The sequence below is a fragment of the Streptomyces pristinaespiralis genome (assembly GCF_001278075.1).
GTDB classification, from domain to species: Bacteria; Actinomycetota; Actinomycetes; order Streptomycetales; family Streptomycetaceae; genus Streptomyces; species Streptomyces pristinaespiralis.
Window position 1 is genome coordinate 1,225,965 of record NZ_CP011340.1, and the last position, 16,244, is coordinate 1,242,208.

Genomic DNA, 16,244 nt, shown 5'->3' on the forward strand with positions numbered 1-16,244 from the left:
GTAGGGGTGGCTGAGAGCGCTCTCAGATGGCCGAAACGTAAAACCCCCGAAACACAAGTGTCAATAGACCGAACACACCTGGGAGTTGATACCCGAGTCCAGACCGTTATGTCTTCGAGTCTTGACGCGAAGAGTCACCGGAGGGCACGCTCCAAGCGCATATTTGAGAGCGCTCTCAAACGCTCTCGTCCCACCCCGAAGCCAAGGGAGGCTTCCCATGCCCATAGCCAGAGCCGCCAAAAGGGCCGCCGTCCGCCTGGGTGCGGTCGCGCTCGCCGGGGCCCTGCTCGCCGCCTGCGGGTCCGGCTCCTCGGACACCGCCTCCGACGGCGAGGGCGGGAAGGTCACGCTCACCGTCGACCTCTTCGGTTCCTTCGGCTACAAGGAGGCCGGCCTCTACGCGGAGTACCAGAAGCTGCACCCGAACATCACGATCAAGCAGACCGACACCGAGGACGAGGCCGACTACTGGAAGTCGCTGCAGACCCGGCTCGCCGGCGGCGGCGGCCTCGCGGACGTCCAGGGCATCGAGGTCGGCCGGATCGCGTCGGTCACCCAGCAGCAGGCCGACAAGTTCGAGGACCTGAAGAAGTACGGCGCGGACAAGCTGAAGAGCCAGTTCGCGGACGCCAAGTGGGCCGCCGCCACGACGAAGGACGGCGCCGTCCTCGGTCTCGGCACCGACGTCGGCCCCGAGGCCATGTGCTACCGCACCGACCTGTTCAAGCAGGCCGGGCTGCCGACCGACCGCGAGGAACTCGCGAAGAAGTGGTCGACCTGGGAGGGCTACCTCGAGCTGGGCAAGCAGTACAAGGCCAAGGCACCCGCCAAGAGCGCCTGGCTGGACAGCGTCGGCAGCCTCTTCTCGATCATGATCGGCCAGGAGGAGGAGCGTTACTACGACGCCTCCGGAAAGCTGATCTGGGAGACCAACCCGGCGCTGAAGACCGCCTGGGACACGTCCGTCAAGGCGGCGGAGGGCGACCTGAGCGCCAAGCTCGACCAGTGGTCACCGCAGTGGAACCAGGCCTTCGCGGCCGGTTCCTTCGCCACCATCCCCTGCCCCGCCTGGATGCTCGGCTACATCAAGGGCCAGGCCGGTGACGCGGGCAAGGGCAAGTGGGACATCGCGAAGCTGCCCGGCGGCGCGGGCAACTGGGGCGGCTCCTACCTCTCCGTGCCGCGCGCGGCCAAGCACAAGAAGGAGGCGTACGAGCTGATCCAGTGGCTCACCGCCCCCGAGCAGCAGGCCAAGCTCTTCCAGAAGCAGGGCAACTTCCCCTCCTCCACGGGCGCGATCGAGAAGGTCGCCGGCGCCACGGACCCCTACTTCTCCGGCGCGCCGATCGGGCAGATCTTCGGTGACGCGGCCAAGGCGGCCCCGGTCCAGGTCCTCGGTGTGCACGACCAGAACGTCAACCAGCAGATCACCAACGCGCTGAGCGAGGTCGAGCGCAAGGGCATCTCGTCCGAGAAGGCGTGGGGCAACGCGAAGAAGGGCGTCGAGAACACCATCGGCTGACGCCGCCGAGCAACTCCTTCGGGCCGGTCCGCATCCCGACCACTCCCCGCACCGGACCGGCCCGAAGGCCCCCGCCCCGTACCGACTCATCCTCGAAGGGCCGCACCGTGACCCTCACCGCTTCCGCGAAGCCGGTCTCGCCGCCCCGGCCGCCGGCCGTGCGGCGCGCCTGGCGCAAGGTCTCGCCGTACGCCTACATAGCCCCGTTCTTCACGCTGTTCGCCGCCTTCGGGCTCTTCCCGCTGGTCTACACGGCGTTCGTCTCGCTCTACCGGGTGGAGCTGCAGACCCCGGGCGACATGGAGTGGCGCGGGCTCGGCAACTACACCGCGCTGTTCGGCGACGAGTTCTTCTGGACCGCACTGCGCAACACGTTCACCATCGGTGTGATCTCCACCGTGCCGCAGTTGGTGATGGCCCTGGGCCTGGCCCACCTGCTCAACTACCGGCTTCGAGGCCGCACCTTCCTGCGGACCGCGATGCTGCTGCCGTACGCCACCTCCGTGGCCGCCGCCACTCTGGTCTTCGCCCAGCTGTTCGGCCGCGACTTCGGGCTCATCAACTACGTGCTGGGACTGGTCGGTTTCGGCCCGGTCGACTGGCAGACCGGCACCGTCGCCTCGCAGATCGCCGTCTCCACCATCGTCATCTGGCGCTGGACCGGCTACAACGCGCTGATCTACCTGGCGGGCATGCAGTCCATCCCGAGCGAGCTGTACGAGGCGGCGGAGGTGGACGGCGCCTCACGATGGCGACAGTTCTTCCACGTCACGCTCCCGGGACTGCGCCCCACGATCCTGTTCACCGTGGTCGTCTCCACGATCGGCGCCACCCAGCTCTTCGGTGAGCCGCTGCTCTTCGAGGGCTCCATCTCCGGCGGCATCTCGCACCAGTACCAGACGCTCGGCCTGTACATGTACGAGCAGGGCTGGGGCTTCTTCCACTTGGGCCGTGCCGCCGCCATCGCCTGGGTGATGTTCCTGCTGATCCTGGTGCTCGTCGGGGCCAACGCCCTGATCGCGCGCCGCCGTTCCCGCAAGGAGGCCGGCCGATGACCGTGCTCGCCGAACCGCCGACGAAGCAGCCGGCCACCGACAAGCGGCAGCTGCCGGGGCGCCGCAGGCGGAAGTCGGGCGCGGGCCGCACGATGAAGGGCGGCAAGCTCGCCTACGCCATCCTGATCGCCGCCGTACTGGTCTCCGCCTTCCCGTTCTACTGGACGATCGTCGCAGCCAGCCGCTCCAACGCCGACCTGGCGAAGGTCCCGCCGACGCTGCTGCCCGGCCCCAACCTGATCCGCAACTTCGAGGCGGTGATGGAGGAGGCGGACATCGGCAAGGCGTTGGTCAACTCCTTCATCGTCTCCGGCTCCATCACCGTCGGCACCGTCCTGTGCTGCACGCTCGCCGGCTTCGCCTTCGCCAAACTGCGCTTCCGCGGCCGTGGCGCACTGCTCGCGATCACGGTCGGCACCATGATGATCCCGCCGCAGCTGGGCGTCATCCCGCTGTTCATGCTGATCGCCGAACTCCAGTGGGTGAACCAGCTCCAGGCGGTGATCCTGCCCGGACTGGTGTCCGCCTTCGGCGTCTTCTTCATGCGCCAGTACCTCGTGCAGTCGCTGCCGGACGAACTGATCGAGGCGGCCCGCGTGGACGGCGCCTCCACGGCCAGGATCTTCTGGTCGATCGTGGTGCCGATCGCGCGGCCCGGCATGGCCGTGCTCGGGATGCTGACCTTCATGGCCGCCTGGAACGACTTCTTCTGGCCGATCGTCGCGCTCTCCTCGCAGGAACCGACCGTCCAGGTGGCGCTGCGCCAGCTCGGCGGCGGCTACGTCCACGACCAGTCCGTGATCATGGCGGGCACCCTGCTGGGCACGCTCCCCGTGCTGCTGGTCTTCGGCCTGCTCGGCCGCCAGATCGTCGGCGGCATCATGCAGGGCGCGGTCAAGGGCTGACCGATCCACCGCCTCCGCACCGACGTCTCACTCCTTGGGAGTTCCACCTCATGACCGCGCTCGACGCACGCCCCGACGCCACGACGACACTCCGGTTCCCCACCGGATTCCGCTGGGGCACCGCCACCGCCGCCTACCAGATCGAGGGCGCGGCCGCCGAGGACGGCCGTACCCCCTCCATCTGGGACACGTTCAGCCGTACCCCGGGCAAGGTCCGAAACGGCGACACCGGCGACATCGCCGCCGACCACTACCACCGGATGCACGAGGACGTCGCCCTCATGCGCCGTCTCGGAGTCACCGACTACCGGTTCTCGATCGCCTGGCCGCGGGTGCAGCCCACCGGCCGCGGCCCCGCCGTGCAGAAGGGCCTCGACTTCTACCGCCGGCTCGTCGACGAACTGCGCGACGCCGGCATCCGGCCCGTGGCCACGCTCTACCACTGGGACCTGCCGCAGGAGCTGGAGGACGCGGGCGGCTGGCCGCAGCGCGAGACCGCGCAGCGCTTCGGCGAGTACGCGGGGATCATGGCCGAGGCGCTCGGCGACCGGGTCGCGACCTGGACGACGCTCAACGAGCCGTGGTGCGCCGCCTTCCTCGGTTACGGCAGCGGGGAGCACGCCCCGGGCCGCACCTCTCCCCTGGCGTCGCTGCGCGCCGCGCACCACCTGAACCTGGCGCACGGCTGGGCCGCGCAGGTGCTGCGCGCCGAACTGCCGCCGTCCGCCGAGGTGTCGCTGACGCTCAACCTCCACGCCGTGCGGGCGCACTCCGACTCGGCCGCCGACCTGGACGCGGCCCGCCGTATCGACGCGGTGGGCAACCGCATCTTCCTCGACCCGGTCTTCCGCGGCCGGCTCCCCGAGGACCTGGTCAGGGACACGTCTCCGGTCACCGACTGGTCGTTCGTCCTCGACGGGGACCTGGACGTGGCCTCCACGCCGATCGACTCACTGGGCATCAACTACTACTCCCCCACCGTCGTCGCCGCGGGATCCAGCGCGGCGGCCCCCTCTCCGTGGGCGGGCGCCGAGCAGCACGTGCGGTTCCTGCCCGCGCCCGGGCCGCGCACCGCGATGGACTGGCCGGTCGACGCCGACGGGCTGCACGAGCTGCTGATCCGGCTGCGCGACGACCTGCCGGGCGTACCCCTGGTGATCACCGAGAACGGTGCCGCGTACGACGACTACGCCGACCCGTCCGGCGAGGTGAAGGACCCCGAGCGGGTGGCCTACCTGCACGCGCACCTGTCGGCGGTGCACCGGGCGATCGCGGACGGCGCCGACGTGCGCGGCTACTTCCTGTGGTCGCTGCTCGACAACTTCGAGTGGGCGTACGGCTACAGCAAGCGGTTCGGCATCGTGCACGTCGACTTCGCCACCCAGCGCCGCACCTTCAAGGACAGTGCGCGCTGGTACGCGTCGGTCATCGAGCGCGGGGGCCTGGTCTGAGCCGCTCCGCCCGGCGCGCCTCGCGGGCCAGGGGCAGGTAGCGCAGCCGCTCGGGGAGTACGGGAACCACGGCCCGTACGACCCGGGCGAAGCGCCGCAGCCGGCGCTCCTGGGCGTCCGTCCAGGGCAGGCCGATGGCCTCGCGCGCGTCCGGCGGCATCAGCCCGATGGTCATGAACCGGCGGAACCTGGCCAGCGGCGGGCGCAGCAGCGGCCACAGTGCGCGCAGCACCGCCCGGACGGCCCGCGGTCCCCGGTCGGGCGGCGGGACGGGCTGGTCCACGTCCACCAGTTCCCGTACGACGACAGTGGCCTCGAGTTCGTCCGCCAGGACCTTGCGGTAGTACGGCCAGAACTCCTCGATCGTCTGCGGCATGTCCCGGTCGTGGATGCCGAGTATCCGGCCGACCTGGAGCCACTCCGCGTACAGCTGCCGCTCCTCGGCCTCGGTGAGTTCACACACCAGGTACCGGGCGGCGTGCCGGTACACGGGGAAGCCGGTGGCGTGGACCCAGGAGTAGTAGGCCGGACTCAGCGCGTGGTAGCGGCGGCCGTGCGCGTCCGTGCCCTGGATGGTGCGGTGCAGCTCGCGGAGCCTGCGGCCCTCCGTGGCGGCCGCCTCGCCGCCGTAGATCCACAGCTGGAGCGAGCGCAGGGACCTTTCGCCGCGGCCCCAGGGGTCGGTGCGGAAGACCGAGTGCTCGTCGACACCCGCGCCGACGGCGGGGTGGGCGACCTGCATGGTGAGCGCCGCGGGCAGCATCAGCAGGGCGCGCACGTCACCGGCGAGGCCCCAGAGCACACCACCCGGCGGCGGTGGCTGGGGCTCGTCCGCGGCTGCCCTGCTCATCGATTTCCCCCGCTGCTCTCTGCTCGGCCGGCCTGTCACCTCCCAGTATGCGCCGTGCGGATCACCGGCCCCACGTGCCTCAGACCTGCTCGACCGTCTCCTGGCGTGCCCGTCCGCCCTTCCGGGCCGGGCCCGGCGGCATCCGGCGGCACGGCACCCGGCGGCGAACGCGCGTCCGGATAGCATCCGGCGCATGACGGATATCGTGATCAGGTCCGCCGTCGCGGACGACGTCCCGGCCATCGTGGCCATGCTCGCCGACGACCCGTTGGGAGCGACCCGGGAGTCCCCCGACGACATGGAGCCCTATCGGACGGCGTACGAGCGGCTGCGGAGCGATCCGAACCAGTTCCTGATGGTGGCCGAACGTGACGGGACCGTCGTCGGCACCCTCCAACTGACCGTCGTTCCCGGCCTGTCCCGGCGCGGCAGCACACGCTCGATCATCGAGGGCGTGCGCGTCCACAGCTCGGAGCGCGGCCAGGGACTCGGCCGGCAGCTGATCGAGTGGGCGATCGAGGAGTCCCGTCAGCAGAACTGCCGATTGGTCCAGCTGACTTCGGACGCGGCCCGCACCGACGCCCACCGCTTCTACGAACAACTCGGCTTCACCGGTTCCCACGTCGGCTTCAAGCTCCCGCTCAATCCCTGACGTCCTCCCGGGATACAGAAACCGGGCACCTGCCCATTACCAGAAGGTAACTACGGCTGCTTTGATGTGCGGCGCCGGTCCGTCGACCGGTGGAACCCCCCACCACGAACGGGAGATCCAGTGCCGCATCCCAAGCCCCACCGCGCCTACGGTGCCGCCGTGTCCGCCGCTCTGTCCGCCGCGCTCGCCGCGACCGCCCTGGTGGGCGCGGCGCCGCAGGCGGCCGCCGCGCCGGCCGACGCGACACCGAGCCTGCGGGTCCTCACCTACAACGCGTTCCTTTTCAGCAAGTCGCTCTACCCCAACTGGGGCCAGGACCACCGGGCCGCGGCCATACCCGCGGCGCCGTTCTTCCAGGGCAACGACGTCGTCGTGCTCCAGGAGGCGTTCGACAACTCCTCCTCCGACGCGCTGCTGCGGGGCGCCGCCGCCCAGTACCCGCACCGGACGCCGGTGATGGGCCGGAGCAAGGACGGCTGGGACGCGACCGGCGGCGCGTACTCGTCGACGACCCCGGAGGACGGCGGGGTCGCGGTCCTCAGCAAGTGGCCGATCGTCCGCAAGGAGCAGTACGTCTACAAGGACGCCTGCGGCGCGGACTGGTGGTCGAACAAGGGGTTCGTCTACGCCGTACTCGATGTGAACGGCACCCGGGTGCACGTGGTGGGCACACACGCGCAGTCCACGGACCCCGGCTGCGACGCGGGCGAGGCGGCCGAGATGCGCAGCCGTCAGTTCCGCGCGATGGACGCCTTCCTGGACGGCAAGAACATCCCGGCCTCCGAGCAGGTCGTCGTCGCGGGTGACTTCAACGTGGACTCGCGCACCTCCGAGTACGCCTCGATGCTGGCCGACGGCGGCCTGGTGGGCGCGGACGCACGCACCGGCCACCCGTACTCGTTCGACACGTCGGAGAACTCGATCGCCGCCGAGCGCTACCCGGACGACCCGCGTGAGGACCTCGACCATGTCCTGCACCGGGCGGGGCACGCGAAGCCCTCCGGCTGGACGAACGAGGTGATCAAGGAGCGGAGTGCGCCCTGGTCGGTGTCGAGTTGGGGCACCACCTACACGTACACGAATCTGTCCGACCACTATCCGGTGATCGCCTCCGGCCGGTAGGCGCACGGATCCGGTTTCTGCCGCTCCGGGATTCCGGTTTCTGCCGCTCCGGGCGGAGTGGTCCGCCCGGAGCTCGCCTGACGCCTCGTCAACTCTCCCTGCCGGCACTCTTGACGTGCTCATTGATACAACGTGATACTCCGTGTATCTCCGACTCGCCGGCGAGAGGAGCACGGACGTGGGCCGCTACAGCCGACTGCGCGAGATCCGACGATTGGATCCCGCCGAGGACTACGAACGCATCCACCGCTCGATCGCCCTGTACGAGTTCCCCTGGGACTACACGCAGGGCCTGGGCATCGCCTTCCTACGCGACTACGGGGTGCCGCGGATATCGGAACTGCTGGACCGTACGCAGGAGTTCGAGCGCGCCGGGCAGAAGCGATACGACGACACCCTGCTGTTCGGCTACGAGATCGCCGAGAACGGCTTCGAATCGGAGCGCGGGCGCGCCGCCGGCCGGCACCTCAACCGTATCCACGCCAAGTACCGCATCCCGAACGAGGACTTCCTCTACGTCCTGGCCACGACGGTGGTCGGGCCCAAGCGATGGATCGACGCGTTCGGCTGGCGCCGGCTGTGCCCCAACGAGACCGAGGCCCTGGCACTGGTCGGCCACCGCATGGCCCTCATGATGGGCATCTCTGGAGCTCCGAGCACCTACGACGGCTTCGAGAAGCTGCTGGACGGCTACGAACGCGAGATGTTCGCCTATGCGCCGGCGAACCGCAGGGTCGCGAGCGCCACCCTGCGTGTCATGGCGGGCTGGTACCCACGTTCGCTGCGTCCGCTGGTCACCCGGCTGCTGCTCGCCCTGCTGGACGAGCCGCTGTCCGGGGCACTGGGCTTCCCGATCCAGCCGGCCTGGGTACGAGCGGCCGCGCGGCGCGCACTGCGCTGCCGCGCCCTGGTCGTGAGACTCCTGCCGGCCCGGCCGCGATGGTGGCCGGCACGCCCCAGACCGCGTTCGTATCCCTTCGGCTGGACGCTCGACGACCTGGGGCCGCACTGGGCGGCCGGACGCCCGCTGGAACCGCTGCACGACGAACACCAGGGCCGGCACCGGTCCTCGGACGAGCAGCGGACGGGCGGACGGACCGGGGGCGACGGCTCCTACCGTGCCAGCAGCGGCAGTAAGTAGCGCCGCGCGAACTCCCGGGCGTGCCCGTCCTCCCCGAGTTCGAAGCAGCCTTCCGGATTGAGCAGGAAGGACACGGTGATCCGCACCATCAGCTCGGCGATCGCCTCAGCGTCGCGCACCGGTCCGCCCAGGGACGGCTGAGCACGGCGCAACCGGTCGGCGAGATGGTCGCGCATCGCGACGAGCGCCGGGCCGCTGTCGACGGTCAGGAAGGGCAGCATCGTCTCCGGCTCCAGCCGCAGCAGGCCACCCACGAGGGGGTGCTCCCGTATATGACGCAGCACCACGACGAAGCCCTCGACCAGCCGGTCCTCCACGGTGGGCAGGTCCGCCACCGCCAGGTCGACGTCGGCGAGGAACCTGCGGTACTCGCGGAGCAGACACGCCGAAACGAGTCCGTCCTTGGTGCCGAACCGGCGGTAGACGGTGACGCGGGAGACGCGTGCGCGCCTCGCGACGTCGTCCATGGTCGAACGACGCAGCCCGAAGGAACGCAACTGCTCGTGCGCGGCGTCCAGGATCCGCTCGGTGAGCGGGTCGGCGGGTACCTCCAACTCACGGCCCGTCAGCAATTCCGCGCCTCTCGGTTCCGTCACGTCCGTCCCCCTCCGCTCGACCGCTCCCCCACTCAATCACAGCGTCACCGGCCGGGAACGTCACGATCGGTCCGGGACCGCGCCTCGGCCAATGAGGTGATCAGGGATCGCGGCGCGTCCTGGCCGGTCTCCGCCCGGGGCACCCCTCTCGTACAACGACCCGTCCGAACCACGATCCGGTGATTGCCTCCGGCCAGTAGGCGCAAGCCGCCCCCGGCCGTCTTGTGTCGGTGTCAGGGCCATGCCACATTGAGTCCGCACTCCGGACTGGTCCAGTCCACTTGCCGTCAGGCACCCCCCACACGGACTCGAATGAAGGAGAAGCCCCCCATGAGACGCACGCTCCGCGCGCGCATCTGCCTTCCCGCCCTGCTTGCCCTGACCGCCGTCGGACTCGGCTCCTCGACCGCCGGCGCCGCCGATGCCGCCGACACCGGCGGAAACCCGAGCCCCGGCGTCGCGGCCTCCCCCGCGCAGTACTCCCTGCACACCTCGCTCGAACGCGACCTCGGCGACCGCACCGCCGGTTCGTACTTCGATACCGCCAGCGGCGAACTCGTGGTGACCGTCATCGACGACGAGGCCGCGGAGGAGGTGCGGGCGACCGGGGCCCGCGCCCAGCTCGTCACCCGGAGCATGGCCCAGCTGCGGGCCGCCATGGACACCCTGGAGTCCAAGGCGAAGATCACCGGGACGTCCTGGGGGATCGACCCGTCGACCAACAAGATCGCGGTCGAGGCCGACAGCACCGTGTCCCCGGCCTCCATGGCGAAGCTGAGGGCCGCCGCCGCCAGGCTCGGCGACGCCGTGAGCATCAAGCGTGTCGCCGGCGAGTTCAAGAAGGAGGTGGCGGGCGGCGACGCGATCTACGGCGGGGGCTACCGCTGCTCCGCCGCCTTCAACGTGTCCAAGGCGACCACCCGTTACTTCCTGACCGCCGGGCACTGCACCAACTCGGCGAGCAGTTGGTCCGCCACCTCCGGCGGGCCCGCGATCGGCACCCGGGAGGGCACCAGCTTCCCGACCAACGACTACGGCATCGTCCGCTACACCGACGGCTCCCAGCCGGCGGGGAACGTCAACCTGTACAACGGCAGCCACCAGGACATCACCTCCGCGGCGGACGCGATCGTCGGCCAGTCCATCCGCAAGAGCGGCTCCACCACCAAGCTCACCAGCGGCACGGTGACCGCCGTGAACGTCACCGTGAACTACGGCGACGGGCCGGTGTACAACCTCGTCCGCACCACCGCCTGCTCCGCGGGCGGCGACAGCGGCGGCGCCCACTTCTCCGGCTCGACGGCGCTCGGCATCCACTCCGGCAGCGCGGGCTGCACGGGGACGAACGGCTCCGCGCTCCACCAACCGGTCAAGGAGGCGCTCAGCGCCTACGGGGTCGCGGTCTACTGACATGTGATCCGTCTTAGGGGGCGTGCCCACCGGCCGGGGGCACGCCCCGCATCATGTCCGGGCACGTCGGACGCCCACGGCGCCGGGCCCCGACGTCACCGCCGCGGCCCTGACCGGCGCGATCGGTGAGGTGCTGGTCGACCCGCCGGCCGGTCCCGGCGTCGGCGACGGTGGCCCGGTGCCGGCGGAGGGACCGGGGCCGGGTGCGGTCCGCGCGCAGGCGCACCGGGCGGGCCTGCCCCGACCGGCCCCGCGTCAGCCCTTGGCGTACCAGTCGGTGCCGTCGTTCCGGCGGCCGAGGTGGACGTCCGGTGGATGCCCACCAGAGCCGGCACCGGCCGCGGATCCCGGACGCCGCCGGTCAGTCCCCGTGGTCGTAGACCGTGACCTCTATCCCCCGGTCCGTCAGCCGGTCCGCTATCAGCGGTTCGACGCGGGACCACTTCCCGCCCGCGAGCCCGCACCCTATCCGCGGCATATGGACGGAGGCGCCGAGCGCCAACGCCTTGTCGGCCACCCGCGCGAGCGCCTTGTCGATCGCCTCGTAGCGCACGGGGACCCCTTGGCTGCCCGTACGCATCCCCCGCTGGCCCACCATGTTGCCCACCCACACATACGGCTCGACCTGCACGAACTGCGCGGCCCCCAGCCCGAAGTCGTTGCCCGCGCGCTCGCGGTGCCAGCGGCGGTAGGCCGCCTCCGGCCCGGGCCAGCGGCGGGACAGTGCGAGCACGAAGCCCTTCCCCCAGCCTCCGAGGTCGTTGCACACATGCACGATCAGCTTGACGCCCTTGCCCTGCGGCGCGGTGGCGTCCCCCCGGACGTATCCGATCTCCGACATGGCACCACCGTACGACCCGGCACCGACACCCGTGACCGGTGCGGTCGCCGCGCGGCCACTGCTCACCGGTGACCGCGCCGTGGAGGAAGCCGGGAGCCGCAGTGGTCCGGAGCCACGCCTTTCACAACACTGGTGAGACAGCAATACTGTTGAACCGAAGTGGTCCAGCAGAAGGAGGGTCATGGCGACCGAGACCGAGGAGCCGACGCTCACCGTCGACGAACTGGCCGCACGCGCCGGGGTCACCGTGCGCACCATCCGGTTCTACAGCACCCGCGGTCTGCTGCCTCCGCCCGTGATCGGTCCCCGCCGCGTGGGGCACTACGGCAGCGACCACATCTCCCGGCTGGCGCTGATCGAGGAGCTCCAGCACCAGGGCATGACGCTCGCCGCGATCGAACGCTATCTGGGGCAGCTGCCCGCCGACCTGAGCGCGCAGGATCTCGCGATCCACCGGGCGCTGGTGGCCTCGTGGGCCCCGGAGTCGGCGGAGGAGGTCGGCCGGGAGGAGCTGGAGCGCAGGGCGGGCCGGGCGCTGTCGGACCAGGATGTCGACCGGCTGGCCGCGATGGGTGTCCTGGACCGGGCCGGGGCGGACACGTACCGGCTCGACGGCGGTCTGCTGCGGCTCGGCGTCGAGCTGCTGGACGTGCCGATCGCGCACGAGACGATCCTCGCCTCCCGCACGGTCCTGCTGGAGCACGCGCGGGCCGCCGCCCAGGATCTGAGCCGGCTGTTCCGTGAGCAGGTCTGGGGCCCCTATCGTGCGCGTGAGGCGGACCCCGACCATGTGGCGGCCATGAAGTCGCTGTCCGCCCATATGCAGCCGATGGTGATCCAGGCCCTGGTGACGGCGTTCCAGCGGTCGCTGCGGGAGGAGCTGCGGACGGCGTTCACGACCGAGGAACCGTAGCGGGACGTAAATGCGTTGCCCGGCTCCGTGCGGTGCGCGAGGCTGCCCGGCATGTCCGAACAGGCAACGAGCTCCGCGCGCAGCGTCCACGCCCTCTTCTCCCAGGGGCGGCTGACCGCGATCCCCCGCAGACCGGCCCGCCGTGAACAGCTCCTCACGCACCTCGCGGAGACGCTCTTCGAACAGGGCCGCGACTACACGGAACGCGAGGTCAACGACGCCCTGCGCACCGTCCACGACGACTGCGCGGCGCTGCGCCGCTATCTCGTGGTCGCCGGGCTGCTGACCCGGACGAAGGACGGCGGCAGCTACCGGCGGGGCCGGTGACTGCCGCCGTCGTGACACTCACGCGTCGGTGAAGACCTCGCCCCGCTCGGCCTTCTCGACCAGCATCGCCGGCGGCAGGAACCGGTCGCCGTAGCGCTCGGCCAGCTCACGGGCGCGGGCCACGAAGCCGGGCAGGCCACCCTCGTAGCCGTTGATGTACTGCAGGGCGCCGCCCGTCCAGGCCGGGAAGCCGATGCCCATGATGGAGCCGATGTTGGCGTCGGCGACCGTGAGCAGGACGTTCTCCTCGAGGCAACGGACCGTGTCCAGGGCCTCCGAGAAGAGCATCCGCTCCTTCATGTCGTCGAAGGGCACGTCGGTGCCGGCCTTGGTGAAGTGCTCACGCAGCCCCGGCCACAGACCGGCGCGCCTGCCGTCCTCGTCGTAGTCGTAGAAGCCCGCGCCGCCGCTGCGGCCGGTCCGGCCGAACTCGTCGACCATCCGGTCGATCACGGTGTCGGACGGGTGGCCGGCCCAGGTGCCGCCCGCCTCCTCGACGGCGCGCTTCGTCTCGTTGCGGATCTTGCGCGGCAGGGTCAGGGTCAGCTCGTCCATCAGGGAGAGCACCTTCGCCGGGTAGCCGGCCTGCGCGGCCGCCTGCTCGACGGAGACCGGGTCGACGCCCTCGCCGACCATCGCCACGCCCTCGTTGATGAACTGGCCGATGACCCGGGAGGTGAAGAAGCCGCGGGAGTCGCCCACGACGATCGGCGTCTTGTTGATCTGCCGGACCAGGTCGAAGGCGCGGGCCAGCGCCGCGTCACCGGTGCGCTCGCCCTTGATGATCTCCACCAGCGGCATCTTGTCCACGGGCGAGAAGAAGTGCAGGCCGATGAAGTCGTCGGGCCGCGAGACGCCCTCGGCGAGCACGGTGATCGGCAGGGTGGAGGTGTTGGAGCAGAGCAGCGCGTCCGCCTCGACGACGTCCTGGATCTCCTGGAAGACCTTGTGCTTGAGCGCGGTGTCCTCGAAGACCGCCTCGATCACCGCGTCGCAGCCCGCGAGGTCAGCGGCGTCGGCGGTCGGGGTGATCCGGGCGAGCAGCGCGTCGGCCTTCTCCTGGGTGGTGCGGCCGCGTGACACGGCCTTGGCGCACAGCTTCTCCGAGTAGCCCTTGCCCTTGGCGGCGGCCTCGGCGGTGACGTCCTTGAGGACGACCTCCATGCCGGCCCGTGCGCAGGAGTACGCGATGCCGGCGCCCATCATGCCGGCGCCGAGGACGGCCACCTTGCGGACGGGCCGCGGCTCGATGCCCTTCGGCCTGCTGGCACCGGAGTTGACGGCCTGAAGGTCGAAGAAGAAGGCCTGCATCATGTTCTTGGCGATCCGGCCGGTGACCAGCTCGGTGAAGTAGCGGGCCTCGATGACCTGCGCCGTCTCGAAGTCCACCTGGGAGCCCTCGACCGCGGCGGCGAGGATGTTGCGCGGCGCCGGGTAGGGGGCGCCCGCCGTCTGCTTCCGCAGGTTCGCGGGGAACGCGGGCAGGTTGGCGGCGAACTTCGGGTTGGACGGGGTGCCGCCGGGGATCTTGTAGCCCTTGACGTCCCAGGGCTGCTGCGAGGACGGGTTCGCGTCGATGAAGGCACGGGCCTGGGCCAGCATCTCGTCCGGGGTGGCGGCCACTTCGTGGACCAGGCCGTTCTCCAGGGCGCGCCGAGGGGTGTACTGGGTGCCCTGGAGCAGCACCTTGAGCAGCGCGTCCGCGATGCCCATGAGCCGTACGGTGCGGGTGACGCCGCCGCCGGCCGGCAGCAGCCCGAGGGTGACCTCGGGCAGGCCGATCTTGGAGCCCGGCGCGTCGAGCGCGATGCGGTGGTGGCAGGCGAGGGCGATCTCGTAACCGCCGCCGAGCGCCGCGCCGTTGATGGCCGCGACGACGGGCTTGCCGATGGTCTCGATGCGGCGCAGGGCGCGCTTGATGCCCATGCCCGCCTCGAAGACGAACCGGGCGTCCTGAGGTCCGGCCTTGATCATTTCCTTGAGGTCGCCGCCCGCGAAGAAGGTCTTCTTCGCGGAGGTGAAGATGATGCCGCGGATGGTCTCCTGCTCGGCCTCCACCCGGTCGGCGATCGCGGCGATGGAGGCCTTGAAGGCCTGGTTCATGGTGTTGGCGGACTGGTTCGGGTCGTCGAGGACGAGCGTGACGATCCCGGTCTCGTCCTGTTCCCAGCGGATGGTGGTGGACTCGCTCATGGTCTGGCTGCTCCGTATGGCGGGTGAGGACGGGGGTCAGAGACGCTCGACGACGGTGGCGATGCCCATGCCGCCGCCCACGCAGAGGGTGGCGAGGCCGTACCGCTTGTCCTGGCGTTCCAGTTCGTCGATGAGGGTGCCGAGGATCATCGCCCCGGTCGCGCCCAGCGGGTGGCCCATGGCGATCGCGCCACCGTTGACGTTGACCTTGTCGAGGGAGAGGCCCATGTCCTGGGCGAAGCGCAGGACGACGCCGGCGAAGGCCTCGTTGATCTCGACGAGGTCGATGTCGTCGATGGTCAGCCCGGCCTTGGCGAGTGCCTTGCGGGTCGCGGGCGCCGGACCGGTGAGCATGATCGTCGGCTCGGAGCCGGAGACGGCGGCGGAGACGATCCGGGCGCGCGGGGTGAGCCCGTAACGCTCGCCCACCTCCTTGCTGCCGATGGCGACGAGGGCGGCGCCGTCGACGATGCCTGAGGAGTTTCCGGCGTGGTGCACATGGTCGATCTTCTCGACCCAGTGGTACTTCTGCAGGGCGACGGCGTCGAAGCCGCCGAGGTCCCCGATGCCCGCGAAGGACGGCTTGAGGGACGCGAGGGAGTCCGCCGTGGTGCCGGGGCGCATGTGCTCGTCGTGGTCGAGGACGACGAGGCCGTTGCGGTCGCGGACGGGCACGACCGAACGGTCGAAGCGCCCGTCCTTCCACGCGGCGGCGGCCCGCTCCTGCGACATCGCCGCGTACTCGTCGACGTCGCGGCGCGACCAGCCGCCGAGGGTGGCGATCAGGTCGGCGCCGATGCCCTGCGGGACGAAGTTGGTCTCGTAGTTGGTCATCGGGTCGGCGAACCAGGCGCCGCCGTCGGAGGCCATCGGTACGCGCGACATCGACTCGACGCCGCCGGCGAGGACCAGGTCCTCCCAGCCGGAACGCACCTTCATCGCGGCCATGTTGACGGCCTCGAGGCCCGAGGCACAGAAGCGGTTCTCCTGTACGCCGGCGACGGTGTCGGGCAGCCCGGCGGCGATGGCCGCGATCCGGGCGATGTCGGACCCCTGGTCGCCGACCGGCCCGACGACGCCGAGCACGATGTCGTCGACGGCGGCGGGGTCCAGGTCCGGGAACCGGTCCTGGATCTCGTGGATCAGTCCGACGACGAGATCGATCGGCTTGGTGCCGTGCAGGGCCCCGTTGGCCTTGCCGCGACCGCGCGGGGTGCGGATCGCGTCGTACACGTACGCTTCGGTGCTCACTGGTCAGCCTTTCAA

At 70.6% G+C, this 16,244-nt stretch carries 15 protein-coding genes; 10 read left to right on the forward strand and 5 right to left on the reverse strand.

Annotation, left to right across the window (positions count from 1 at the left end; genetic code table 11):
• The first annotated feature begins 217 nt into the window (after positions 1 to 217).
• The 4 genes from SPRI_RS04970 to SPRI_RS04985 all read left to right on the forward strand — a co-directional run bounded on the left by SPRI_RS04970 (position 218) and on the right by SPRI_RS04985 (position 4,933).
• Positions 218 to 1,522: an ABC transporter substrate-binding protein gene (locus tag SPRI_RS04970; protein ID WP_005309009.1), complete on the forward strand. Its 1,305-nt coding sequence runs from the start codon at positions 218 to 220 to the stop codon at positions 1,520 to 1,522.
• Between the two features lie 107 nt (positions 1,523 to 1,629).
• Positions 1,630 to 2,577, forward strand: coding sequence for a carbohydrate ABC transporter permease (locus tag SPRI_RS04975; protein ID WP_005309012.1), 948 nt, complete (start codon positions 1,630 to 1,632; stop codon positions 2,575 to 2,577).
• Positions 2,574 to 3,482 carry a carbohydrate ABC transporter permease gene (locus SPRI_RS04980; RefSeq protein WP_005309016.1) on the forward strand — a complete coding sequence of 303 codons (909 nt, stop codon included), beginning with the start codon at positions 2,574 to 2,576 and terminating at the stop codon, positions 3,480 to 3,482. The genes SPRI_RS04975 and SPRI_RS04980 overlap by 4 nt, the downstream gene beginning before the upstream one ends.
• Before the next feature lie 50 nt (positions 3,483 to 3,532).
• On the forward strand, positions 3,533 to 4,933 hold the full coding sequence (locus SPRI_RS04985) for a GH1 family beta-glucosidase (protein WP_053556713.1): 1,401 nt from the start codon (positions 3,533 to 3,535) through the stop codon (positions 4,931 to 4,933).
• Here SPRI_RS04985 and SPRI_RS04990 read toward each other — a convergent pair.
• Entirely contained in the window at positions 4,908 to 5,783 is an 876-nt protein-coding gene (locus SPRI_RS04990) for an oxygenase MpaB family protein (RefSeq protein ID WP_053556714.1), read from the reverse strand. The two genes, SPRI_RS04985 and SPRI_RS04990, sit on opposite strands and share 26 nt — an antisense overlap.
• Positions 5,784 to 5,976: 193 nt before the next feature.
• Here SPRI_RS04990 and SPRI_RS04995 point away from each other — a divergent pair, with 193 nt between their 5' ends.
• The 3 genes from SPRI_RS04995 (at position 5,977) to SPRI_RS05005 (ending at position 8,698) form a co-directional block, all read left to right on the forward strand.
• A complete protein-coding gene (locus SPRI_RS04995) occupies positions 5,977 to 6,435 on the forward strand; it encodes a GNAT family N-acetyltransferase (protein WP_005309025.1) in 459 nt (152 codons plus the stop codon).
• Positions 6,436 to 6,555: 120 nt separating this feature from the next.
• Positions 6,556 to 7,557, forward strand: a complete 1,002-nt coding sequence (gene sph / locus SPRI_RS05000) for a sphingomyelin phosphodiesterase (RefSeq protein ID WP_005309030.1) — start codon at positions 6,556 to 6,558, stop codon at positions 7,555 to 7,557.
• 178 nt (positions 7,558 to 7,735) lie between these two features.
• Positions 7,736 to 8,698 (forward strand): oxygenase MpaB family protein, encoded by a 963-nt coding sequence (locus SPRI_RS05005; RefSeq protein ID WP_053556715.1) that lies wholly within the window; start codon positions 7,736 to 7,738, stop codon positions 8,696 to 8,698.
• Here SPRI_RS05005 and SPRI_RS05010 read toward each other — a convergent pair.
• Entirely contained in the window at positions 8,671 to 9,294 is a 624-nt protein-coding gene (locus SPRI_RS05010) for a TetR/AcrR family transcriptional regulator (RefSeq protein ID WP_078951207.1), read from the reverse strand. The two genes, SPRI_RS05005 and SPRI_RS05010, sit on opposite strands and share 28 nt — an antisense overlap.
• Before the next feature lie 330 nt (positions 9,295 to 9,624).
• On the opposite strand from SPRI_RS05010, the gene SPRI_RS05015 reads away from it, so the two are divergent.
• On the forward strand, positions 9,625 to 10,704 hold the full coding sequence (locus SPRI_RS05015) for a S1 family peptidase (protein ID WP_005309034.1): 1,080 nt from the start codon (positions 9,625 to 9,627) through the stop codon (positions 10,702 to 10,704).
• A 361-nt stretch (positions 10,705 to 11,065) separates the two neighbouring features.
• On the opposite strand, the gene SPRI_RS05025 is transcribed toward SPRI_RS05015, so the two are convergent.
• Complete coding sequence (locus SPRI_RS05025; RefSeq protein WP_053556717.1) at positions 11,066 to 11,545, reverse strand: macro domain-containing protein; 480 nt, start codon at positions 11,543 to 11,545, stop codon at positions 11,066 to 11,068.
• Positions 11,546 to 11,726: 181 nt separating this feature from the next.
• On the opposite strand from SPRI_RS05025, the gene SPRI_RS05030 reads away from it, so the two are divergent.
• Together SPRI_RS05030 and SPRI_RS05035 are read left to right on the forward strand one after the other, a co-directional pair.
• A complete protein-coding gene (locus SPRI_RS05030) occupies positions 11,727 to 12,458 on the forward strand; it encodes a MerR family transcriptional regulator (protein ID WP_005309042.1) in 732 nt (243 codons plus the stop codon).
• Positions 12,459 to 12,509: 51 nt separating this feature from the next.
• Positions 12,510 to 12,785 (forward strand): DUF2087 domain-containing protein, encoded by a 276-nt coding sequence (locus tag SPRI_RS05035; protein ID WP_037775925.1) that lies wholly within the window; start codon positions 12,510 to 12,512, stop codon positions 12,783 to 12,785.
• A gap of 18 nt (positions 12,786 to 12,803) precedes the next feature.
• Here the strand turns inward: SPRI_RS05035 and SPRI_RS05040 are convergent, their stop codons facing one another.
• Both SPRI_RS05040 and SPRI_RS05045 read right to left on the reverse strand, forming a co-directional pair.
• On the reverse strand, positions 12,804 to 14,978 hold the full coding sequence (locus SPRI_RS05040; protein WP_005309045.1) for a 3-hydroxyacyl-CoA dehydrogenase NAD-binding domain-containing protein: 2,175 nt from the start codon (positions 14,976 to 14,978) through the stop codon (positions 12,804 to 12,806).
• A 36-nt stretch (positions 14,979 to 15,014) separates the two neighbouring features.
• The gene (locus SPRI_RS05045) at positions 15,015 to 16,229 is read right to left on the reverse strand and encodes an acetyl-CoA C-acetyltransferase (protein WP_005309047.1); all 1,215 of its coding nucleotides are present in this window, start codon (positions 16,227 to 16,229) and stop codon (positions 15,015 to 15,017) included.
• Positions 16,230 to 16,244 lie beyond the last annotated feature (15 nt).

Excerpts from the sequence above, each read along its gene's own strand:
- SPRI_RS04970 (WP_005309009.1), top strand. The coding sequence starts at position 218 with ATGCCCATAGCCAGAGCCGCCAAAAGGGCCGCCGTCCGCCTGGGTGCG.
- SPRI_RS04980 (WP_005309016.1), top strand. The coding sequence starts at position 2,574 with ATGACCGTGCTCGCCGAACCGCCGACGAAGCAGCCGGCCACCGACAAG.
- SPRI_RS04985 (WP_053556713.1), top strand. The coding sequence starts at position 3,533 with ATGACCGCGCTCGACGCACGCCCCGACGCCACGACGACACTCCGGTTC.
- SPRI_RS04990 (WP_053556714.1), bottom strand. The coding sequence starts at position 5,783 with ATGAGCAGGGCAGCCGCGGACGAGCCCCAGCCACCGCCGCCGGGTGGT.
- SPRI_RS04995 (WP_005309025.1), top strand. The coding sequence starts at position 5,977 with ATGACGGATATCGTGATCAGGTCCGCCGTCGCGGACGACGTCCCGGCC.
- SPRI_RS05015 (WP_005309034.1), top strand. The coding sequence starts at position 9,625 with ATGAGACGCACGCTCCGCGCGCGCATCTGCCTTCCCGCCCTGCTTGCC.
- SPRI_RS05025 (WP_053556717.1), bottom strand. The coding sequence starts at position 11,545 with ATGTCGGAGATCGGATACGTCCGGGGGGACGCCACCGCGCCGCAGGGC.
- SPRI_RS05030 (WP_005309042.1), top strand. The coding sequence starts at position 11,727 with ATGGCGACCGAGACCGAGGAGCCGACGCTCACCGTCGACGAACTGGCC.
- SPRI_RS05035 (WP_037775925.1), top strand. The coding sequence starts at position 12,510 with ATGTCCGAACAGGCAACGAGCTCCGCGCGCAGCGTCCACGCCCTCTTC.
- SPRI_RS05040 (WP_005309045.1), bottom strand. The coding sequence starts at position 14,978 with ATGAGCGAGTCCACCACCATCCGCTGGGAACAGGACGAGACCGGGATC.